19 protein-coding genes, 1 pseudogene and 1 riboswitch are annotated in these 23,285 nt (G+C 32.3%); of the genes and pseudogenes, 17 read left to right on the plus strand and 3 right to left on the minus strand.

The features are described 5' to 3' along the window. Nucleotides 1-6 precede the first annotated feature (6 nt). The gene (locus CLMAG_RS23360) at nucleotides 7-669 is read left to right on the plus strand and encodes a ribulose-phosphate 3-epimerase (RefSeq protein ID WP_066628282.1); all 663 of its coding nucleotides are present in this window, start codon (nucleotides 7-9) and stop codon (nucleotides 667-669) included. A 68-nt stretch (nucleotides 670-737) separates the two neighbouring features. Next, nucleotides 738-1,004: an HPr family phosphocarrier protein gene (locus CLMAG_RS23365; protein ID WP_066628284.1), complete on the plus strand. Its 267-nt coding sequence runs from the start codon at nucleotides 738-740 to the stop codon at nucleotides 1,002-1,004. 45 nt (nucleotides 1,005-1,049) lie between these two features. Here CLMAG_RS23365 and CLMAG_RS23370 read toward each other — a convergent pair whose 3' ends face one another. Next, a complete protein-coding gene (locus CLMAG_RS23370) occupies nucleotides 1,050-1,766 on the minus strand; it encodes a DUF2680 domain-containing protein (protein WP_066628293.1) in 717 nt (238 codons plus the stop codon). A 462-nt stretch (nucleotides 1,767-2,228) separates the two neighbouring features. Between CLMAG_RS23370 and uxaC the strand changes: the two genes are divergently transcribed. From uxaC to CLMAG_RS23445, 15 genes and pseudogenes are all read left to right on the plus strand, one after another. Then, entirely contained in the window at nucleotides 2,229-3,629 is a 1,401-nt protein-coding gene (uxaC, locus tag CLMAG_RS23375; protein WP_066628296.1) for a glucuronate isomerase, read from the plus strand. Between the two features lie 239 nt (nucleotides 3,630-3,868). Then, the gene (locus tag CLMAG_RS23380; protein ID WP_066628299.1) at nucleotides 3,869-5,233 is read left to right on the plus strand and encodes a glycoside-pentoside-hexuronide (GPH):cation symporter; all 1,365 of its coding nucleotides are present in this window, start codon (nucleotides 3,869-3,871) and stop codon (nucleotides 5,231-5,233) included. Nucleotides 5,234-5,513: 280 nt separating this feature from the next. Beyond that, nucleotides 5,514-6,515, plus strand: a complete 1,002-nt coding sequence (locus tag CLMAG_RS23385) for a LacI family DNA-binding transcriptional regulator (RefSeq protein ID WP_066628300.1) — start codon at nucleotides 5,514-5,516, stop codon at nucleotides 6,513-6,515. Nucleotides 6,516-6,781: 266 nt separating this feature from the next. Further along, nucleotides 6,782-8,230, plus strand: coding sequence for a tagaturonate reductase (locus CLMAG_RS23390; RefSeq protein WP_066628303.1), 1,449 nt, complete (start codon nucleotides 6,782-6,784; stop codon nucleotides 8,228-8,230). 37 nt (nucleotides 8,231-8,267) lie between these two features. Beyond that, nucleotides 8,268-9,755: a UxaA family hydrolase gene (locus tag CLMAG_RS23395; protein WP_066628305.1), complete on the plus strand. Its 1,488-nt coding sequence runs from the start codon at nucleotides 8,268-8,270 to the stop codon at nucleotides 9,753-9,755. Between the two features lie 406 nt (nucleotides 9,756-10,161). Further along, a complete protein-coding gene (locus CLMAG_RS23400; RefSeq protein WP_066628309.1) occupies nucleotides 10,162-10,806 on the plus strand; it encodes a bifunctional 4-hydroxy-2-oxoglutarate aldolase/2-dehydro-3-deoxy-phosphogluconate aldolase in 645 nt (214 codons plus the stop codon). Nucleotides 10,807-10,861: 55 nt separating this feature from the next. Continuing rightward, nucleotides 10,862-11,806 (plus strand): sugar kinase, encoded by a 945-nt coding sequence (locus CLMAG_RS23405; RefSeq protein ID WP_066628313.1) that lies wholly within the window; start codon nucleotides 10,862-10,864, stop codon nucleotides 11,804-11,806. A gap of 408 nt (nucleotides 11,807-12,214) precedes the next feature. Continuing rightward, nucleotides 12,215-12,302, plus strand: a riboswitch (glycine riboswitch). A gap of 139 nt (nucleotides 12,303-12,441) precedes the next feature. Next, nucleotides 12,442-13,815 (plus strand): alanine/glycine:cation symporter family protein, encoded by a 1,374-nt coding sequence (locus CLMAG_RS23410; protein WP_066628323.1) that lies wholly within the window; start codon nucleotides 12,442-12,444, stop codon nucleotides 13,813-13,815. 218 nt (nucleotides 13,816-14,033) lie between these two features. After that, complete coding sequence (locus tag CLMAG_RS23415; protein WP_066628325.1) at nucleotides 14,034-14,795, plus strand: IclR family transcriptional regulator; 762 nt, start codon at nucleotides 14,034-14,036, stop codon at nucleotides 14,793-14,795. Nucleotides 14,796-15,067: 272 nt separating this feature from the next. Continuing rightward, on the plus strand, nucleotides 15,068-15,898 hold the full coding sequence (gene kduI / locus CLMAG_RS23420) for a 5-dehydro-4-deoxy-D-glucuronate isomerase (protein WP_066628327.1): 831 nt from the start codon (nucleotides 15,068-15,070) through the stop codon (nucleotides 15,896-15,898). A 21-nt stretch (nucleotides 15,899-15,919) separates the two neighbouring features. Continuing rightward, a complete protein-coding gene (gene kduD / locus CLMAG_RS23425) occupies nucleotides 15,920-16,696 on the plus strand; it encodes a 2-dehydro-3-deoxy-D-gluconate 5-dehydrogenase KduD (protein WP_175562207.1) in 777 nt (258 codons plus the stop codon). A gap of 63 nt (nucleotides 16,697-16,759) precedes the next feature. Continuing rightward, nucleotides 16,760-17,413 (plus strand): bifunctional 2-keto-4-hydroxyglutarate aldolase/2-keto-3-deoxy-6-phosphogluconate aldolase, encoded by a 654-nt coding sequence (locus CLMAG_RS23430; RefSeq protein ID WP_066628333.1) that lies wholly within the window; start codon nucleotides 16,760-16,762, stop codon nucleotides 17,411-17,413. 77 nt (nucleotides 17,414-17,490) lie between these two features. Further along, nucleotides 17,491-18,441 (plus strand): sugar kinase, encoded by a 951-nt coding sequence (locus CLMAG_RS23435; RefSeq protein ID WP_066628336.1) that lies wholly within the window; start codon nucleotides 17,491-17,493, stop codon nucleotides 18,439-18,441. 142 nt (nucleotides 18,442-18,583) lie between these two features. After that, a pseudogene (locus CLMAG_RS23440) lies at nucleotides 18,584-19,509 on the plus strand (2-keto-3-deoxygluconate permease). Between the two features lie 2 nt (nucleotides 19,510-19,511). After that, on the plus strand, nucleotides 19,512-19,967 hold the full coding sequence (locus tag CLMAG_RS23445; protein WP_066628338.1) for a NanQ anomerase/TabA/YiaL family protein: 456 nt from the start codon (nucleotides 19,512-19,514) through the stop codon (nucleotides 19,965-19,967). A gap of 282 nt (nucleotides 19,968-20,249) precedes the next feature. Here CLMAG_RS23445 and CLMAG_RS23450 read toward each other — a convergent pair whose 3' ends face one another. Both CLMAG_RS23450 and CLMAG_RS23455 read right to left on the minus strand, forming a co-directional pair. Continuing rightward, entirely contained in the window at nucleotides 20,250-21,983 is a 1,734-nt protein-coding gene (locus CLMAG_RS23450; RefSeq protein ID WP_066628339.1) for a methyl-accepting chemotaxis protein, read from the minus strand. Between the two features lie 275 nt (nucleotides 21,984-22,258). Then, the gene (locus CLMAG_RS23455; protein ID WP_066628340.1) at nucleotides 22,259-23,146 is read right to left on the minus strand and encodes a MurR/RpiR family transcriptional regulator; all 888 of its coding nucleotides are present in this window, start codon (nucleotides 23,144-23,146) and stop codon (nucleotides 22,259-22,261) included. Between the last annotated feature and the right edge of the window lie 139 nt (nucleotides 23,147-23,285).

Consider the following 23,285-nt stretch of genomic DNA (forward strand, 5'->3'; position numbering starts at 1 on the left):
TAAAGTGTGGTTAAATTTGCTGCTTCTATAATGTGTGCAAATCAGTTAAATTTAAAAAATGAGTTGGAAAACTTACAACATGCTCAAATTGATATGCTTCATTGCGATATTATGGATGGTATTTTTGTTAATAATTTAGCTATGGGGCCGTATATATTGGAGCAAATAAAAGAGAATACAGATATATTATTAGATTTACATTTGACAACAATTACTCCAGAAAAATATATTACAATGTTTAAACATATTAAACCAGAGTATATATCATTTCATATTGAAACGGTAGAAGAACCTAGAAGAACTATTGAGTTAATTAAGAGTGAAGGAATAAAAGCTTCAGTTGCAATTTCACCTTTAACACCTATAGAAAAAATAGGTAATATAATTGGTGAGGTAGATATGATTAATTTTATGACAGTAAATCCGGGGTTTTCTGGGCAAAAAATTAATTATAGCGCAGTTAATAAATTATTGAACCTAAAAGAAATATGTCTTAAAAATAATATTTATCCTTTAATTGAGGTTGATGGATGTATTAACAAAGACACAATTCCAATGTTATTAGAAAGAGGAGCAAATGTTTTTGTTTTAGGGACATCTTCTATTTTTAATAATGATAATATGAGTTACTATGAGAAAGTAATGGAATTGCGTGATTTAGTTAAATAAGTCAATGATATAAAATATCTGTAAAAGGTTTTAGTGATATAGATTGTTCATTTTGGAGGTAAAGGATTATGTATTCAAAAGAAGTAATAGTTAGAAATAAAACAGGAATTCATGCAAGGCCAGCAACTATGTTTGTAAAGATGGCATCTAGTTTTACGTCAGATATAAGTATAGAAAAGGATGGAAAGCAAGCAAACTGCAAATCATTAATAAATATTTTAAGTATGGGTATAACTAAAGATTGCAAAATTAAAATATCAGCAGATGGTTTTGATGAGGAAAAAGCTGTTAGTGAATTGGTCAAAATGGTTGAAGCTAAGTTTGGAGAAGCGTAAAGAATAGCTAAGAAAGGGGGCCCCATAAGAACCCCTTTTTTCAATTTAATTTGATTTATCCTTGTCAGCTTTATGAACTAAGCTTCCATCCCATTTTTGTATTTTGTCCTTTATACTAGCTTTTATAGTATCAGCCTTTTCTTTAGTAATGTTACCTTCAGTAACCATTTTGTCTATCTTTTGTGACTTTGCCTCAACAATTGCAGTTTTAAGTTGGTCAGCAGTCATACCTTTTTCCTTAGCTAAATCAAAGGCAGTTTTACCAGCTTTAGCAGCATCATCTATTTGTGTTTTAGTAAAACCTAATTTGTCTTCTAATACTGAATATATAGCCTTAAAATGACCATTTTTATGTTCTTTTAGGCTCCCATCCCAATTTTTCATCTTAGTAGCTAAATTAGTTTTTTTCGCAGTGGCTTCATCTTTAGTAATTTTGCCATCAGTGACCATTTGATCTATTTTTTGCGACTTCGCTTCAATTATTGCTGATTTAAGTTGGTCAGCAGTCATACCTTTTTCCTTAGCTAAATCAAAAGCAGTCTTTCCAGCTTTAGCGGCATCATCAATTTGTGTCTTAGTATATCCTAACTTGCTTTCTAATATTGAATATACTGAATTGCAAAAGCCTACTTTACGCTCCACTTTTATAGTAGCATCAGATGTTGTACTAGATGATGTAGCTGCATGAACCGTAACAAATCCTAAGCCTAAGGACAAAGTAATAGCTAAAGCTGTCATAATTTTTAAGTTTCTTTTTACCATTTGAAAAACCTCCAAGATAAGTTTTAATTTTTAATTACCAATATAATTTGATAATCAATATATATATATATATATATAGTTTCCATACTTTATGGCAGTTTAATTACAACTTAGTTACGATTCTATGACTAGAGTGTTAATATTGTGTGAATAGATATAAAATTCATTGGCTTAGCTGTTACTCTGCTTGACCGATTGACGCAAAATCGTAAATTTTGATTATTACTTATCTTTGATATTATTTAAACAAAGTAATACGTTTTCTTTAACCAGGGGATAAGTATAAGAATATAGTGTCCATCCAATTTACTACAAAAAAGGAAACTTAAAAAAACTTAAAAAATTTGTTCACGTTAACAATTTAACTATTGAACTTTTGAAAAAAAACGTTTATAATAAGAACATAGGTTAATGTTCACGTGAACATAATCTAAATCTTATAAGTGAAAGCAGGGTATATTTATGAAAAAGTTTATGGATGAGAACTTTTTACTATCTAATAATACAGCGATAAATTTATATCATGATTACGCTAAAGAAATGCCAATTATTGACTATCATTGTCATTTAAATCCAAAAGAGATTTATGAGAATAAAAGATTTAAAAATATAACTGAAGTTTGGTTATATGGAGATCATTACAAGTGGAGAGCAATGAGAAGTAATGGTATAGATGAAAAATACATTACTGGAGATTCAAGCGATTACGAAAAGTTCATGGCATGGGCTAGAACAATGCCAATGACTATAGGAAATCCTCTTTATCACTGGACTCATTTAGAACTTCAAAGATTTTTCGGAATATATGATGTTTTAAATGAAAAAAATGCTCCTGCAATTTGGGAAAAGGCAAATGAGTTACTTAATTCAGAAGGTTTTGGAGCAAGAGAATTAATTAAAAAGTCAAATGTTAAAGTTATATGCACAACAGACGATGCAATAGATTCACTAGAATACCACATAAAGCTCAAAGAGGATAAAGAGTTTGATGTAAAGGTTCTACCAGCTTTAAGACCTGATAAAGGATTTTTAATAAACAAAGAGACTTTCCTTCCATGGGTTGAAAAACTTGGACAAGTAGCTGAAAAAGATATTACAACTTATGATGAATTCTTGGAAGTTTTAGAGTCAAGAATAAGATTCTTCCACTCTGTTGGATGTAGAGTATCAGATCATGCTTTAGATAGTGTAACATACGTGGAAGCTACAAAAGAAGAAATAACAGCTATATTTGCTAAAGCTTTAAAAAGAGAAACTATAAGTACAGAAGAAGCTAACAAATACCAAACTGCTGTGTTACAATTCCTAGGTAGAATGTACTCAGAATTAGGTTGGACAATGCAGTATCATATTGCAGCTTTAAGAAATAATAATACAAAGATGTTTAAACAATTAGGACCAGACACAGGTTTTGACTCTATTAATGATGGTGAAATAGCTTATCCGCTATCAAGGTTATTAGATTCATTACAAGTGAATAATAATCTTCCAAAAACTATCCTATATACATTGAATCCAAAGGATAACTATGTTATCGGTACTATGCTAGGAAACTTCCAAGGAAGCGAAGTACCAGGAAAGATACAATTTGGATCAGCTTGGTGGTTTGTTGATAATAAAGAAGGTATGATAGAACAGATGAAGACATTAGCTAATCTTGGACTATTAAGCCGTTTTGTAGGAATGCTAACTGATTCTAGAAGTTTCTTATCTTACACAAGACATGAATACTTCAGAAGAATACTTTGTAACCTAATAGGTGAGTGGGTTGAGAATGGAGAGTATCCAGATGATATGGAAACTCTAGGTAGTATTGTTCAAGGAATATGTTACAATAATGCAAATGAATACTTTGGAATGTAATATCAAATAGACTGATTTAATTTTACAAAAAGATAAGGTGTTTTTTAAAAGTGATTGTTAACGTGTGCGAAGCGAAGAGTTGTTATAAAAATTTATATTAAACTAAATACTATTTTATAACAATTTGATATTATTAAAAAGCACCTTACTCTTTTAATAGTAATGGATACGTTAACAGAAACTTATTTAATCGTTACTACGGAATTTTAAAATAATTTTTAATTAAAAAGGAGTACATTATGAAGAACAAGTTAACTTTGAAAGAAAAGATTTCATATGGTTTCGGTGACTTTGGAAATGGCTTTATGTTCGACTTAGGGCAGGCTTTCCTTATGAAATTCTACACAGACGTTTGTGGAATAGGAGCAGCACTAGCAGCAGGAGTATTCACATTCACAAAAATATTTGATGCATTTATGGATACTGTAGCAGGATCAGCAATAGATGCTAAGAAACCAGGTAAAAATGGTAAATTTAGATCTATAATGATGATTTCAAGTATTATTCTAGCCGTTCTAACTGTATTTACCTTCTGGATGCCTAATTTCTCTAAAGACGGTATGTTAATATATGCATATGCATCCTACATGATGTGGGGAGTTTTATATTCATTCACAAATGTTCCTTATGGGTCACTAGGTTCTGTTATGACTCAAGATGTTCAGGAAAGAAGTCAACTTGCATCTTTTAGACAAGCTGGATCTTTAGGAGCACTATTAATAACAAATATAGCATTTATTCCTATAGTTAGAAGTTTTTCAAACCCTAGAGTTGGATATGTAGTAGCTGCTGCAGTTATGTCAGTAGTTGGTGTAGTTTCATTCTATATTTGCTTTAAAAACACAAGAGAGGTTATACAACCAGCTGCAAGAAAAGTAGAAAAAGCAAGTGCAAAAGATTATGCTAAAGTTGTATTAGGAAATAAACCATTATTATGTTTAATTCTTATGACAGTATTTACTATATCAGCATCTAATATAAAAAATGGAATGATGGTATACTTCTGTCAATACTACCTTGGAAATGTTACTTTTACATCTTATATAAACTTTGTAATGATAGGTTCTTCTATAATAGGTATTACTTTTATGCCAAAGCTAGTAAAAAAATATGGAAAAAAGAAAACAGCTATAATAGGTTTTACTATTAGTATTATTGCAGACGCATTAAATTTTATATTACCAGTAAACATATTTACATTTGCAATACTTGTAAGTATTGGTTTCTTAGGAATGAGTATTCCAAATGGTATTACTTGGGCATTCGTTTCTGATGCTATTGACTATGGTGAGTGGCATACAGGACAAAGAAAAGAAGGTATAACTTATGCTGCATTTAACTTCTCAAGAAAAATAGCTCAATCTGTAGCAGCAGGAGTTTCTGGTAGTGTATTAGCGCTAACAGGATATGTAGCAAATGCACAACAAAGTGCAAAGACACTAGCTGGAATAAAAGGATTAATGACACTATATCCAGCTGTTGCAATAGGTATAGCTGCATTAGTTATTGGAGTATTATATAAGTTATCAGATAAAAAATATAACGAAATAATAGCAGATTTACAAGCAGGAAAATTTGAATCAAGTGCAAACAGTGTAAGCTAATTCATCTAATTACTTTAATTAAATTGAAGATTAGTTATGATAGATTTAGAAATTAAAAACCTTAGTAGTAATTTGTAATGACATTTATAGAATGCAAGTATTTATATTTATTAAATATAGATGCTTGCATTTTATTTTTATATAATTAAAAAATTATTTATCAATAAAAGTTGAAAATTATATAGTTAACGTGAACAAAATGTGATATTATTTTAAAATAGATTAGGACATGAGAGCGGGTAGTCGATAAAATTAATGAAGAAGGGTTGAATAATAAAATATGAGCGTAACAATAAAAGATATAGCAAAATTAGCAAATGTGTCACATACTACTGTTTCTAGGGCACTTAATAACAGTCCACTAATAAATGAGGAAACAAAAAGTAAAATAAAGGCTATAGCTGAGCAGCTTAACTATGTTCCAAACTATAGTGCTAAAAGTCTAGTCTTGCATAAATCCTATACTATAGGGTTGTTTTTTTCAAGTATAAGTAAAGGAACATCTCCAAGTTTTTTCTATGAAATCGTAAGAGGAGTTAACAGTGTTATAGGAGAAAATTATAACTTAGTGATAAGAGGAATTGATGATTATAAGGATTTTGCACATATAAATAGCAAAAGATTTGATGGTATTGTATTAATGAGTCAAAGTGATAAGGATAATGAATTTATTTACGATGTATGGCAAAAAAAAATACCTCTAGTTGTTTTAAATAGAGAAATTGAAGGAAGTTCATTGGTAAACATACTATCTAATGATGAGGAAGGATGTTTTGATGCAGTAAAATATATTATAGAAAATGGACATACCGATATAGCTATAATAGAGGGAAAAGAAGGGTTTAAGTCAACTAAGAGGAGAAAAGATGGTTTTTTAAAGGCGCTGATCGATAACAAAATACCAGTACATAGTGAATACATGATTAAAGGAAGCTATGATATGAAAAGTGGATATGAAGCTATGAAGGAACTTTTAAGTCTAGATAAAGTCCCTACTGCAGTATTTTGTTCTAATGATGATATGGCAATAGGTGCCATTAAGGCTGTATTTGAAAAAGGACTGTCAGTTCCAAAGGATATTTCAATTGTAGGTTTTGATAATATAGGGTTTTCAGAATATGCTACTCCTGCATTGACCACTGTAAAAAGACCTATGGCAGAAATAAGTATAATGGGCGGTAAGAAGATTATAGATTTAATAGATAATCAGGATTACAAAGGTGAAAAAATATATATTAAAACAGAGCTTGTGGTAAGAGACTCTGTTTGTAAACTAAGATAATTAAAAGCTCTAAAATTCAGATGGGGTAAAAGAATCCCATCTGAATTTTAGAGCTTGCTTCAATAAAGAAAAGCTTAAGTTAGATGGGGTTCGTCTACGGTACTGAACAAATAAAATTACCACAAAAAATTTTAGAAAAGATATTGTTAACGTGTGCACAAAGTGATATAATGTTTTTGAAGAGATAAATATTAAGTTTTTAAATTGAAAAAAATTTTTAGATACAAATGCACACGTGAACAAAAAGTAAATGGAGGAATAATAAAATGAGATTAAACAAAGAAACTTTTAAACAATATAAGCAGTATCCAGAAAAGGTTTTACAATTTGGAGAAGGAAACTTTTTAAGAGCTTTCGTTGATTGGCAAATAGACAAAATGAACAAAGAAGCAGACTTTAATGGAAGTGTAGTAGTTGTACAACCTATAGAATTTGGTTTAGTAGACAAATTAAATGAACAAGATGGATTATATACACTTTACCTAGAAGGAATAAAAGATGGTGAAGCTGTTAAAGAGCATTCAGTTATAAATAGCATAAGCAGAGGAATAAACCCATATAAACAACATGATGAATATCTTAAGGTTGCTGAAAATCCAGAATTAAGATTTGTGATATCAAACACTACAGAAGCAGGAATAGCTTTTGATGAAACTGATAAATTAGAGGACAAGCCACAAAAAAGCTTCCCAGGAAAGTTAACTGCATTTTTATACAATAGATTTAAGGCCTTTGGCGGAAGTAAGGAAAGTGGATTAATAATAATTCCATGTGAACTTATAGACAGAAATGGTGAAAAGCTTAAAAATATAATTCTTAAGTATGCTGAGCTTTGGAACTTAGGAGAAGAGTTCGTAGCTTGGTTAAATAGTGCAAATACATTCTGCTGCAGTCTAGTAGATAGAATAGTACCAGGATATCCAAGAGATAGAATAGCAGAAATAACTAAAGAATTAGGCTATGAAGATAACCTTGTAAATGTTGCAGAGCAATTCCATTTATGGGTAATTGAAGGACCACAATGGATAAAAGATGAATTCCCAGTAGAGAAAGCTGGACTTAATGTTAACTTTGTTGATGATATGACTCCGTATAGAACTAGAAAAGTTAGAATTTTAAATGGAGCACACACTGCTCTAGTACCAGTATCTTACCTTTATGGATTAGAAACTGTAGGACAATCTGTAGATCATGAAGTTATTGGAAAGTTTATAAAGGGAGTTATTTATGATGAGATAATCCCTACACTAGATCTTCCAGAAGGTGAATTAAAGTATTTTGCAGGTGCTGTACTTGAAAGATTCCAAAATCCATTTGTAAAGCACTACCTAATGAGTATAGCATTAAACTCAATGTCAAAGTTTGAAACTAGAGATTTACCTTCATTACTAGAGTATATAAATAGAAAAGGTGAACTTCCTAAGAAGTTAGTATTCTCACTTGCTTCATTAATAGAATTCTATAAAGGCAAAAGAGGAGAAGAAGATATTAAACTAGCTGATGATGCTGACATTTTAGATTTATACAAGACTGCATGGGGCAGCTATGATGGTACAGAGGAAGGCTTAAAAACTGTAGTTACTACTGGATTAGGCTATGAAAAGAATTGGAAGATGGATTTAAATAAAGTTGAAGGGTTAACAAGTGCAGTTACTGGTTACCTTGCAAAGATCGAGAAACTTGGAATCAAAGAAGCATTAAAAGAAGTTATGTAGTAGTGCATTAATTAATTTAAAAATGAGAGGTAGCTCCGTGAAAAAAATTATAAAAGTAAATGAAAATGATAACTTAGTTGTAGCACTTACAGATTTAAATAAAGATGAAGTTATTAATATAGATGGAAAAGAAATTAAATTAAAAGAGAATATTAAAAGAGGACATAAAATTGCTATAGAGGAAATTAAAGTTGATGAAAATGTAGTTAAATACGGATTTCCTATAGGTCATGCAACTCAAGATATCCTTGAAGGACAATGGATCCACACGCAGAATACAAAGACTAACTTAGATGGTATAAAAGAGTATGCTTTTAATCAGCAATTAATTGAAAATACATTTACAAACAGCAACTTAACTTTTAAAGGATATAGAAGAGAAGATGGAACTGTAGGTATAAGAAATGAACTTTGGATAGTTCCAACAGTAGGTTGTGTAAATGGTATGGCTGACAAAATGATGGAAAGACTAAAAGAGGAAATAGGAGAGTTATCAATAGATAATACTCTAGTTCTTAAGCATAATTATGGTTGCTCACAGCTTGGAGATGACCATTCAGCTACAAGAACAATATTAGGTGATGCTGTAAAACATCCTAATGCTGGTGGAGTATTAGTATTAGGACTTGGCTGTGAAAATAATAATATGCCTGAATTCAGGGAATTACTAGGTGAATTTAATGAAAAAAGAATAAAGTTTTTAGTAAGTCAAGAGGTTTCAGATGAACTAGAAGAAGGGGTCAAATTACTAAAAGAACTTTATGAAACAATGAAGGATGACAAAAGAGAAGATGTACCGCTATCTGAATTAAAAGTAGGTTTAAAATGTGGAGGTTCTGACGGACTATCTGGAATAACTGCTAACCCACTTGTAGGTAAGTTCTCAGATTTCTTAGTAGCACAAGGTGGAACAACAATACTAACAGAAGTACCAGAAATGTTTGGAGCAGAAACACTATTAATGGATAGAGCTGAGAGTAAAGAAGTGTTTGATAAAACTGTTAATCTAATTAATGATTTTAAAGAATACTTTATGAAGTATGATCAGCCTGTATATGAAAATCCATCACCTGGAAACAAAGCAGGCGGCATAACAACACTTGAAGACAAATCTTTAGGATGTACACAAAAATCAGGAACAGCCACTGTAGTAGATGTACTTAAGTATGGGGAGACTCTTAAAGTAAAAGGATTAAATCTTTTAAATGCTCCAGGAAATGACTTAGTAGCAGCATCTGCATTAGCAGCATCTGGCTGTCAAATAGTTCTATTCACTACAGGTAGAGGAACACCTTTTGGAAGCTTTGTTCCTACGTTAAAAGTATCAACAAACACTCAGTTATATAAATTAAAACCTCATTGGATTGACTTCAATGCAGGTAGCTTAGTTGAAGATGTATCCTTTGAAACCTTATTAGAAGAATTTGTTAGCTTTATAATTAGGGTAGCTAGTGGTGAATTGGCTAATAACGAAAAGAATAACTTTAGAGAATTAGCTATATTTAAAACTGGAGTTACATTATAGATTTTATAGCAGAAATTTAAATTATACTTCGGAATATGTTACCAAACTTCAACACTGTTAAAAACTTTTAATCAGTCTAAAGTTCGTGTTTTAAGCAGAGAGCCAAAATCTATGATTTTGTGCGAATCGCTTACTCCTCTGACATAAGGAAGAGGAGTTTCATATGAAAATCTAAGAATCTTCGATAAACTCGCTTTGCTCAGACAATCGAAGATTCTTAGATTTTGTAAAACACTTCACTAAGACTGATAAAAAATTTTTAAATGTGCTTCAGTTTTAGTAACATACTCCTGCGTATAATTTAAATTCCAAGTAAGAAACTCTATAGGTTCATTGATTTTACAAGTATAGTTTTAGATGCAACAAATCTGAAAGTAATAAAGTAGGTAGCTGAGGAGGATAAACAATGAAAAGAATTGAAACAATACAAAAAATAATGGAATGCGGTGTTGTAGCAGTAATAAGAGCGGAATCAAAAGAAGAGGGAATAAAAGTTATCGAAGCAGTAAAAAAAGGTGGAGTTAAAGCTCTAGAGATAACAATGACTGTACCCGGTGCACTAGATATTATAAAAGAGATATCAGAGATATACAAAGATGAAGATTTAATTATTGGGGCAGGAACAGTACTTGATCCAGAAACAGCAAGAGCATGTATACTTGCAGGGGCAAAATATATAGTAAGTCCTTACCTTGATATAGAAACTGTTAAAATGTGTAACAGATATAGAGTAGCTATAATGCCAGGAATAATGACTGTAAAAGAAGCAGTTGAGGCTCTTGAGTATGGTGCTGAAATACTTAAGGTATTCCCAGGAAACGCTTATGGCCCATCAATTATTAGCTCTTTTAAGGGACCTATACCCCAAGGAAACTTTATGCCAACAGGTGGAGTTAACCTAGAAAACATAAAAGACTGGATAAAAGCAGGAGCTGTAGCAGTAGGTACTGGTGGAGATTTAACTAAAGGTGCAAAGACTGGAGACTATGAATTAGTTACAGAAACAGCAGCAAAATTTGTTGAAGAAGTAAGAAAAGCGAGACAAAAGTAACAAAAGATAACTTTTAAAATATAGGATAAAAAGTTTTAGAAGAGGAGTAATATAGATGGAAGTATTAACTTTTGGCGAATCAATGGTACTTTTTAATCCAGAGTTAAATGGACCTTTAAGATATGTTCATAATTTTAATAAGGCTTTAGCTGGAGCAGAGTCCAACGTTGCTATAGCACTTGCAAGACTTGGACATGAGGTTGGCTGGTTTTCAAAATTAGGTAATGATGAGTTTGGAAGGTATATTCAAAATACCATTAGAGGAGAAGGAGTAGATGTTTCAAGAGCAAGATTCACTAGTGAAGCAAATACAGGACTTCTTTTTAAAGAGAGATTCAGTGGTGAAAATCCTAATGTATATTATTATAGAAAAGATTCAGCAGCAAGTAAGCTAACTATAGAGGATTTAGATTTAGAATATATAAAGAGTGCTAAGATAATTCATATTACAGGTATAACTCCAGCTTTGTCGGAAAGCATGAGAAATGTAGTATTTGAAGTGTTAAAAGTAGCTAAGGAAAATGGAGTTACTATTTCTTTTGATCCAAATATTAGATTAAAATTATGGACTTTAGAAAAAGCAAAAACTGTGCTTTTAGAAATCGCAAAAATGGCAGATATAATTTTCCCGGGACAAGAAGAAGGCGAGATGCTTCTAGGAACTAGTGATGAGAAAGAAATAGCAGATAAGTTCATGGAAATGGGTTGTAAAACTGTGGTTGTAAAGCTTGGTGCAGAGGGTTGTTATGTGGTAGATAAAGAGAGCGGAGTATATGTAGAAGGGTTTAAAGTTAAAACTGTAGATACTGTTGGAGCGGGAGATGGTTTTGCAGCAGGTTTTTTATCAGGAATACTAAAAAACTTGAGTTTAAAAGAATGTGGGCAACTTGGTAATGGAGTAGGAGCTATGGCTACTCTAGTACAAGGGGACATGGAAGGTTATCCTTATTTAGATCAACTCATGGCTTTTATGGGTAAAAAGAAAGTTGTAGATAGATGAAGTGAAACTTGAATCAGATGGGGTTTCAAACCCATCTGATTCTTAGTTGAACGAATCCAGGAGCGTAGCCGCCTGGAACGTACAGTTAAGCAGAGAACCCAAATCTATGATTTGGTGCGAATCGCTTAATCCTCTGACGTAGAAAGAGGAGTTTCATATAAAGATTGGTAGTATTAGAGCGGGTAGCCATCGGACAAAAATTAATATAGAAACAGAAAAGTCTGAAGTTAATTTATGTCAGGCTTTTTCTGTTTAGAAAAAAAACTTGCAATTTTATTAAATGTATATTAATATATGAGTTATAAAAATTCATAGTTCAGATGAAGATAGTGGGAGAGTTATGGCTATTGCCATTCACCGAAGAAGTAAATCTTTCAGGTACCTATTTAGTTAGAGATGACCGCTATTGGATGAACCCTTGGAGAGACTCGAAATAGAGCACCGAAGGAGCAAACCGCAAGGCGAAACTCTCAGGTAAAAGGACAGGGGATAGGTAACATATCTTGCAAAAGTAATTTATCATAAATTACTTCACTTAGATTTTATCTTTTCCCATTTTTGTCCCAGATTACAAAATGTTTAAAAAGAAAGACACTTTTGAATACATGTCTTTCGATTAAAATGGAGGGATTAAAATGGATCAATTAACAAAAGTACTTAACCAAATCGATTCTTTAGTATGGGGGGCTCCACTTTTAATATTATTAGTGGGAACTGGAATCTATCTTACCGTACGTCTAGGATTACTTCAATTATTCAAATTACCGCTTGCATTAAAATATCTTTTTGAGAAAAATGAAAGCGAAGACAATTCAGAAGGTGACGTTACTAGTTTTGCAGCATTATGTACTGCACTAGCAGCTACTATAGGAACAGGAAATATTGTAGGTGTTGCTACTGCAATTAAAACTGGAGGTCCTGGTGCACTTTTTTGGATGTGGATGGCAGCCTTCTTTGGTATGGCAACTAAATATGCGGAAGGTTTACTTGCAGTTAAATATAGAGTGGTAGATAAAAATGGACAAATGTCCGGAGGACCTATGTACTATATTGAAAGAGGTTTAGGAATAAAGTGGCTTGCTAAAGCATTTGCTTTCTTTGGTATAGGTGTAGCCTGTCTTGGAATCGGAACTTTTGCACAGATTAATTCTATAACTCAAGCTACACAGGTGGCTTACAATATACCTGTGGTAGTTAGTTCAACTATAATAACAATTCTTGTTGCACTTGTAACTTTGGGAGGAATAAAAAGTGTATCCAAGGTAGCAGAACTTATAGTTCCTTTTATGGCAGTTTTCTACATAGTAGGATCAGTTATAATTTTAGTACTTAATGCTTCAGCAATTCCTGCTGCAATAGCACTAGTTGTAAAAAGCGCCTTTACACCTGTTGCAGCAGCTGGTGGATTTTTAGGAGCTACTGTAAAACAAGCTATACAAAATGGTGTAGCAAGGGGAGTTTTCTCAAATGAATCAGGACTTGGAAGTGCGCCTATTGCGGCAGCAGCAGCAAAAACAAAATCCTGCGTACGTCAAGGTTTAATATCAATGACTGGTACTTTTATTGATACTATTATAGTGTGTACTATGACTGGTTTGGTATTAATAGTAACAGGTACATGGAATTTAGAGTATCAAGGGGCTGCTATGACTAATTATGCCTTTTCAGTAGGACTACCAATAGCATCATTAGGTAAATTTATAGTAACAATTGGTCTTATTTTCTTTGCTTTTACAACTATAATAGGCTGGAATTATTATGGTGAACGATGTACTGAATATTTATTTGGAGTTAAAGGAATAAAAGTATATAGATATGTATTTATAGCATTAGTAGCTATAGGTTCTTATTTAAAGCTTGATTTAGTTTGGATATTAGCAGATATTGTAAATGCCCTTATGGCAATTCCAAACCTTATTGCTCTAATAGGATTAAGAGAAGTAATAGTTTCAGAGACTAAGAGTTATTTTAAAAATTACGATTATAGTAAACAAGCTAAAGCTTCTTAAGCAAATATTATGTTTGGATAAAATTATTAATAAAAGGCCCAGTGATTTGATTTAAATCAATCATCAGGCCTTTTTTAATATAACATTTTACTACCTAAAAATATGTGATAAGATATAATTAAAGGTATGCTAGATAAAATTTTAGAACTATATTATTCAGATTTTAAAATTGAATTATTTCTAGTTTGAATATAAACACAAAAGGAGAAATTACAAAAATGCAAGAAACAGTTCAATCAGTTGATAGAACACTAACTATTCTAGAAGTACTATCAGATTATGAAGACGGATTAGGAATAACTGAAATTAGTCAAAAAGTAGAATTACACAAAAGTACCGTTCATAGATTATTGAATACACTAATATATAAAGGTTATATAAAACAGGATAAAAATACAAATAGATATGGATTAACTTTAAAGTTATTTGAGCTTGGAAATAAAAAAGTAGAAAAGATGGATATTGTTTCTGTTGCTCAACCTTACCTAAAGGAACTAGTGGAGAAAACTAATGAAGTAGTTCATCTTGTAGTAAGGGAAGGCATGGAGGTAATGTATGTTTCTAAGGTAGAACCTCAAAAATCTATGAAGATGTATACGAGGATAGGTATGAGAAAGCCTATGTATTGTACTGCAATGGGCAAGGCTATGCTGTCACAAATGTCAGAGGAAGAAGTAGAAGAAATTTGGAATGCAAGTGACATAAAAAAGCTTACAGAGAACACTATAGTAGAGATTGATAAGCTAAAGGATAGCCTTGAGGAAATCAGAAAAAAAGGTTATGCTATGGACGAACAAGAGGTCGAAATGGGGATAAGATGCCTAGGAACTGTGATAAGAGATTATAAAGGAGAAGTATGTGGAGCAATTAGTTTATCAAGCTCGATTATAACTTTTACGGAAGAAAAAATTGAATGTTTTTCAAAGTTGATGTTAGAATATGCAAATAAAATATCAAGAGAGCTTGGTTATAGGGTTTAATCATAATTTGTTTTTTTTAATATAAGGTATCCATATAGTTAAAACTACAAGAAATTTATGTAGTTTTAACTATATGGATACTTTTTTATTTCTATATAAAATTGTAATGATTTTATATTATTAACAACTATTGGGGATGGATTTCGGCCCTAAAAAATATATAAAATTTTATGAAAGTTTTTCATTGACAAAATGTTAACGAGAACATATAATTAAGACATAAAGAAAATGAAACATGGTTTCGCAATACGAAACAAGGAAGAGGTAAGGAAATGGATATAAGATATGCAAATCATCCAATTGATTCAAAAAAATATGATACTACAGAATTAAGAGAGCATTATTTACAAGAAAAAATATTTGTACAGGATGAAGTTTCTTTAACTTATAGTCATGTAGATAGAATTATATTTGGTGGAGCAATGCCAGTAGATAAAGATCTTACTTTGGCAGCTGCAGAAGAGTTAAGAGCAGAATATTTCTTACAGAGAAGAGAAATGGGAGCTATTAATGTAGGCGGAAAAGGAGCAGTTATCCTAGATGGAACAAAATATGAACTAGATAAGTATGAAGGTTTATATATTGGAATGGGAACAAAAGAAATAATTTTTGTTTCAGATGATAAAAATAATCCTGCAAAGTTCTATATAAACTCTGCACCAGCACATGCATCTTACCCTACGGTTAAAATAGATAGAAGTAATGCTGAAATTGTTGAGTTAGGCGACCAAAAAAATATGAATAAACGTACTATATACAAGTTCTTACATCCAAATGTTTGCAAAACTTGTCAGCTATCAATGGGAGTAACTATGTTAAAGGAGGGAAATAGCTGGAATAGTATGCCTTGCCATACTCATGAACGTAGAATGGAAGTATATTTCTACTTTGATTTACCAGAGGATCAAAGAGTATTCCACTTAATGGGAGAACAAGATGAAACAAGACATATTGTTATGGCAAATGAGCAAGCAGTAATTTCTCCAAGCTGGTCAATACATGCCGGTGTTGGAACAAGTAATTATACATTTATATGGGCAATGTGTGGAGAAAATCAAGACTTTGATGATATGGATCATATTGCAATCAAAGATTTAAAATAAATATTTTTCGGAGGTATAAACATGTCATTAGCAGATTTTTCAATGGATTTTTTCAAACTAGATGGTAAAGTAGCGATTGTTACAGGGGGAAACACAGGACTTGGACAAGGTTATGTAGTAGCACTTGCTAAAGCAGGAGCAGATTTATTCGTTCCAACTTATGATACAAATTGGGAAGAAACAAGAGCATTAGTAGAAGCAGAAGGAAGAAAAATTGAGTTTGCTCAAGCTGATTTAACAAAAAAGGAAGACAGAGCAAAAGTAGTAGAAAAGTGCATGGAGGTTTACGGAAGAATAGATATACTTGTAAACAATGCAGGAACAATAAGAAGAGCTCCTCTTCTTGAATACAAAGAAGAAGATTGGCAAGCAGTTATGGATATAAACTTAAATTCTGTTTATCACTTGAGCCAGCAAGTTGCAAAGATAATGGTTGGGCAAGGGTCAGGAAAAATAATTAACATAGCATCAATGCTTGCATTCCAAGGAGGAAAGTTTGTACCTCCATACACAGCTAGTAAGCACGGTGTAGCAGGAATTACTAAAGCATTTGCAAATGAGCTAGCATGTCACAACATTCAAATAAATGCATTAGCACCAGGATATATTGAAACAGCTAATACAGCACCTATAAGAGCAGATGAAAAGAGAAATGCAGAAATATTATCAAGAATTCCAGCAGATAGATGGGCAAAGCCATTTGATCTAATGGGAGCAGTAGTATTCCTTGCTAGCAGAGCATCAGACTATGTAAATGGACATATTTTAGCTGTTGATGGTGGATGGTTAGTTAGATAATATACTATAATATTTCATTTGGGTAGGGTTTTTACCCTAACCAAATGGTAAAGGAGAGTGCTTATGAAAAAATATGAAACTTTGAGTAAGGTTTTTCAATATGGGTTAGTAGCAGTAATTAGAGGAAACTCGAAAGAAGAGGCTATAAATATATCAAAAGCATGCATAGATGGTGGTATAAAGTGTATTGAAATAACCTTTACTGTTCCAGAGGCAGAGGTGGTAATCAAAGAATTGGCTTCTAACTATAAAGACATTGTTGTTGGAGCTGGAACTGTTTTAGAGGAATGCACAGCACGATTAGCTATTATGGCAGGGGCTCAGTTTGTTGTAAGTCCAACTTTTAGTAGAAGTACGGCTGAAATGTGTAATTTATATCAAATCCCTTATATGCCAGGCTGCATGACTATTGGTGAAATGCAGGAAGCTTTAAAAATGGGTGTTGACATAATTAAGTTGTTTCCAGGAAATATGTATAAGCCAGAATTTATCAAGGCTGTAAAAGCACCATTACCTCAAGTGAATATTATGCCTACTGGTGGGGTTAACCTAGAGAATTTAGATAGTTGGTTTGAAAACGGTGTGATTGCAGTAGGAGTAGGAAGCAATTTAACATCTACTTTCAATAGCAACGATTACTCAAGTGTAAGTGTAGTTGCCAAGCAGTATGTAGAGAGAATAAATGCAATAAAGAGTAAGTATGTATTTAGCAATTAAAATATAGAGAAAGCAAGAGAATATTAGATTAGAGTGTGCACGTTAACATTAACAAATTAAAGAAAATGGGTGAATTTATGATTAAAGATGTTATTACCTTCGGAGAAGCTATGGGCATGCTAATTGCCGAAGAAACTGGAGATTTAAGTGAAGTGAAAACCTTTTCTAAGAATATGGCCGGAGCAGAAACTAATGTTGCCATAGGTTTAGCAAGATTAGGCTTAAAAGTTGGATGGGTAGGCAGGCTCGGAAATGATACATTCGGCAGATATATAATAGAGACTTTGAAAAAAGAACAGGTCGATGTATCTAATGTGCCATTAATTCAGACACATTCAACAGGATTCTTATTAAAATCTAAGACTTTAAAAGGAGATCCTGATGTAGAATATTTTAGAAAGTTCTCAGCTGGAAGCACTCTATCTGTGGAGGATTATAATACAGATTATTTTGCTAGTTCAAAGCATATGCATGTAACTGGAATACCTGCGGCCTTATCTGCATCAGCAAGAGAGTTTTCTGTATACGTTATGGATGAGATGAAAAAGCAAGGAAAAACTATATCATTTGATCCTAATCTTAGACCAAGTTTATGGAAAAGTGAAAATGAAATGGTTGAAGTTATTAATAGTTTAGCATTTAAAGCTGACTTCGTATTCCCTGGAATCTCCGAAGGGAAGATATTGACAGGATATGATAAGGCTTCTGATATAGCGGATTATTATCTTAATAAAGGTGTAAAGTTAGTAGTTATAAAGGTTGGCAAAGAAGGAGCTTATTATAAGACTAAAGAAGAAGAGGGTTTTGTACCTGGCTTTAAGGTGGAAAAGGTAGTTGATACAGTTGGAGCAGGTGATGGTTTTGCAGTAGGAGTGACAAGTGCTCTATTAGAAGGTCTAACTATCAAAGAGGCAGTACGTAGAGGTAATGCTATAGGAGCTTTAGCTGTTATGAGCCCTGGAGATAAGGATGGATTACCTAGCAGAGATGGCCTAAATAAGTTTTTAGAGGAAGCATCAATGAACTAGGAGTATGCTATTAAAAAACTTAACAAAGATATTAAGGGAAAATTGCATGAAAATTTGTAATTAATTAATACATTGAATATTAACTTTAGGAGGAGAAATTATGCAAATTAAAAAGACTATTGAAAAAATACCTGGTGGTATGATGCTTATACCTTTGTTATTAGGTGCATGTATTAAAACTTTTGCACCGGATACAGGTAGCTACCTTGGATCTTTTACAGGAGGACTAATTAGTGGTACTTTACCAATTTTGGGAGTTTGGTTTTTCTGTATGGTGCAAGTGTAAGCTTTAGTGCGACGCCTACTATTCTAAGAAAGTCTGGTACACTTGTTTTAACAAAAATTTTAGTTGCTTGGCTTGTTACACTAGCCTTTAGTAAAATAGTGCCTGGCGGCAGTATAGAAACAGGAGTTTTTGCAGGTCTATCTGTTTTAGCAATTGTTTCTTGTATGGATATGACAAATGGCGGATTGTATGCTGCGGTAATGCAACAGTATGGGTCCAAAGAAGAATCTGGTGCATTTGTGTTGATGTCATTAGAATCAGGTCCATTGGTAAGTATGTTAATATTAGGTTCTGTTGGGGCAGCAAGTTTCCCACTTAATCATTTCATTGGCGCAGTATTACCTTTCTTAATTGGTCTTATTCTTGGTAATTTAGACCCTGATTTTAAAGAGTTCTTTACTAAGGCAACAGGGGTTATGATACCTTTCTTTGGATTTGCACTAGGAAATGCAATTGATTTAAGTAATATATTCAAAACTGGATTACTTGGAATTTTACTTGGACTAGCTGTTATTGTTATTACAGGCATTCCTCTTATTTTTGCAGATAAGTTCATAGGCGGAGGTAATGGAGGAGCAGGTTTAGCTGCTGCAAGTTCGGCAGGTGCAGCTGTTGCAAATCCTGTTATAATAGCAAAAATGGCGCCTCAATTTGCACCTGTTGCAGCTCAAGCAACTGCATTGGTTGCTACAACCGTTATCGTAACTTCAATTTTAGTTCCAATACTTACTTCTCTTTGGTATAAGCGTTTTGGTAAAGTCAAGGCAATACAGGAGGCATAACTATGATTTTAGATAAAATAGAAAATAGTAAACAGTATTTTTGCTTAAATAGTAATCTTGAAAAAGCTTTTAAATTTTTAGTGGACAATAATTTCAAAGAACTTGCTGATGGTAGATATGAAATTGATTCTGATAATGTTTATGCATTAGTACAATCTTATACTACCAAAGACTGCAAGGACAATAAATGGGAATCACATGAAAAATATATAGATATCCAGTATATTGCAAGTGGTGAAGAGACTATTGTATGGACACCAGTAAAAGAACTGACTATAAGTGAAAACTTGTTAGAAGAAAGGGATGTAATCTTCTATAATGAAACTAATTATTTTTCAGATTTGAATTTAAAAGAGGGCTATTTTGGAATATTTTTTCCTGAGGATGGTCATAAACCTTGCTTTATTTCTAATAAACCTGCAGAAATAAAGAAGGTTGTATTAAAGGTAAAAGCATAAAATTTACTTAATAAAGGTTTATTACATAGAGTATCTAACTTTAACTTATACGCAGGAATAGGCTACCAAAACTGAAGGGAGATTTAAAAACTTTTTTCTCAGTCTTAGCGAAGTGTTTTATAAAATCTTAGAATATCCGATTGTCTGAGCAAAGCGAGTTTATCGAATATTCTTAGGTTTTATAAAACACGAGCTTTACACTGATTAAAAGTTTTTAACTGTACTGAAGTTTGGTAGCCGATTCCGTAGGATAAGTTAAAGTTCTGCCTAGAACTCTTGTAATTACACCTTAAATCCAGAAGTTATTGCACTTAGCACCTTTGCCATTTCTGATAGATTTTCTGTAGTCTTCTCTATCTCAGTCATAGTGCCTAGTTGTTCCTCGATACTTGAACTTATATTTTCAGTGCCTGCTGCTATTTCACTTGAGGTTGCAGCCATACTATTTATAGCTTTTTCCATTTCTTTTGCACTCTCTGCATGGGTTTCTGTAGCTTTATCAATTTCTTCTATTTGATTTACAATATCCTGTGTATTCTTAATTATGTCTTTTATAATTTGACCAACTTCAGAGGCTTTAGTAACTCCGTGAGATACCTTTTCCTCAACTTGGTTAACTGAATCAACAGCAGATGCAGATTTTAACTGATTTTCTTTAATTAAGTCAGATATTTGTTGAGCAGCTGAATTACTTTCATCAGCAAGCTTTCTTATTTCATCTGCTACTACGCTAAAACCTCTACCAGCTTCACCAGCACGTGCTGCTTCTATTGCTGCATTTAAAGCTAGAAGGTTAGTTTGTTCCGATATTCCTGTTATGATTTGAATAATATCGCCAATCTTTTTTGAAGAGAGGTCAAGTTCATTTATCATAAGAGATACTTTTTGTGAGGAAGAGGCTATATCTGTTATAGAAGAAACAATTTCAGATATTTTAGTTGCGCCCTCTTCGGCAGACTCTTTTGCTTTTTTACTATTATTTGTAGTATTTTTAGTTGCTATAGAAGTTGCTTCAGTAAATCTTGCTGCTTCTGCAAGATGTGCAGAGGTTTCCTCAGCAATGGCAGCCTCATCGGAGGTACTGGAAGCTATTTCTTCAACAGTACTCGATATTGTATCAAGAGATTGTGTGGTGGCTTTTGTTGCTATGGTTAACTCTTCGCTTGAAGAAGAGATAGTATCAGCAGAAAGAGATACTTCCTTAATAATGTTGTGAAGCTTGTCAACAAATAGATCAAAACTTGAGCTCAGTTCGCCTATTTCATCTTTGCTTCTATAACCTATTCTCTTAGTCAAATCACCGCTGTTTTCAGAGATTTCCTTTAATTGTTGAGTTACTTTTTTAACAGGAACAACAACTGCTCTTATTATTACTATAGATAAGATTAGAGTTATAATTGCACATACTGCAATAAGTGATACTAATCCAATTAATGTAGTATAATAAACGGATTTACTTTCATCATAAGTTTGTTTTGCTGCAGTAACCTGCTTATTAATAATCTCATCAAAAGAGCTAACTACAGCAGTTTTTGTGTTGTCTAAGTTTAGCATTTCAGTAGGAGGTCCAGCTTGAGCTCCAAGATCGTTTCCGCCAGCATCCAGAGTTTTTACAGCACCAACTCCGTTAGATTTTATAAAAGCATCATTAGCAGCTATAAACTTATCATAGTTCTCAAATAGAGTTTTAAAGTCATCATTGCTCTTATATTTTGATAATCGTTCATTTATAGAAGATATCTTGGATGCAATATCATCTTGTATTGTTTTTTTTGAGGCATCATCCGCTGCATCCATTAAGGTGATATCTTTAGATTTAATATATTCAATGTCAGATTTTATACCGCTAATATAAACAATTGGAACCAGTCTAGAATCGTTTAATTCTATGACCATTGAGTTAACTTTAGAGATTTGTCTTACACCAGCAATACCTATTACTATAAGAAAAATAAGAAAGCTGATAGAAAGTAAACCAATTTTTTTGCCCAGTTTAATGTTTTTAAAAAAGTCCATAAAAGGCCATCCCCCCAAATATTAATTAGTAAGTATGATTTATTATCGTTGATGATTTAAAAAAAGTAAACCATTTTTGTCGAAAAATTTATAACTTAATCATATTATATAATGTTAATGTTACAATTAAGTTACAATATTAAAGATAAATCATAAATATGACAGAGAAAATTTATGAAATATAGTTGTATGGAAATTTATTTTAGTATAACTCATACCAACTCATTCATTTAACTTAGGGATATATTTATAAAGTACTTTTAGTTGATTCCACTTCATTTAAGAATTCCTTTTTTTACGACAGAAATTGCATCTCTTGATTTTCCAATCATCTCTTTACTTTCATCACCCATTTTGAGACTTACTGAGATAAAGATCATATCTAAAATAACAAGTTGAATAAGTCTTGAAACCATAGCGTCTGTATAGTATTTTAAATCATATGTTGAACTAAACAAGACCACATCTGAAGTCTTTGCAAGAGCAGAATTTAAATAGCTTGTTATTCCAATAATCTTGCATCCCTTTTTTTTAGCATTTTCGGCACACTCCAAGACCTCACGGCTCTCTCCAGTATGAGAAATGAGAACTACCACATCATTTGATTCAAGATGATAAGTCTTTATTAATGAAAAATGTGAGTTTACATCAAAGGACACTTTTTTACCAATTCTCATAAACTTGTGATATGCATCCATAGCAATTACACTAGAACCACCTGATCCATAAAACAGTATGCTGCTCGCTTCGAAGATAAGGTTTACAGCCTTGTTCAAATCTTCAGTATTTATAATGTTATTAATATCATTTATTGCACAGGCTGCAGAAGCTATTACTTTTTGTTTAACTATCTCAATGTCATCAGTAGCCTCAATATTTTGATATCCATCATCTATTTTAATTCCATTTGAGGATAATCTAGTAGTTTCTTTTGATAATTCTCCAGCCATATCTATACGGAATGTCTGATAAGAACTGTAGTCTAGTTTATTAATAAAACGAATTACTGTAGGTTCGCTGACATTACACTTTTGAGCCAATTCACTAATTGTAATTCGAACTACTTCCGATTTATTGTTCAAAATATAGTCAGCTATATTTTTCTGAACTTTAGATAGTGTATTATATCTTGATCTTATGGTAGCAAAAAGATTATCTTGCATAGTTGTTGTCTCCTCCTAAATGTTAGCAAATAAGCATTCATTACAGATTAATTGTAGCAAACCAGTGTAGAAAAAACAATTAAAGTAAAAAATAAAAAAGTATATAAATCATAGATTGAAAATGTTTTAAGTTCTTATT

This window comes from Clostridium magnum DSM 2767 (assembly GCF_001623875.1).
GTDB classification, from domain to species: Bacteria; Bacillota; Clostridia; order Clostridiales; family Clostridiaceae; genus Clostridium_AM; species Clostridium_AM magnum.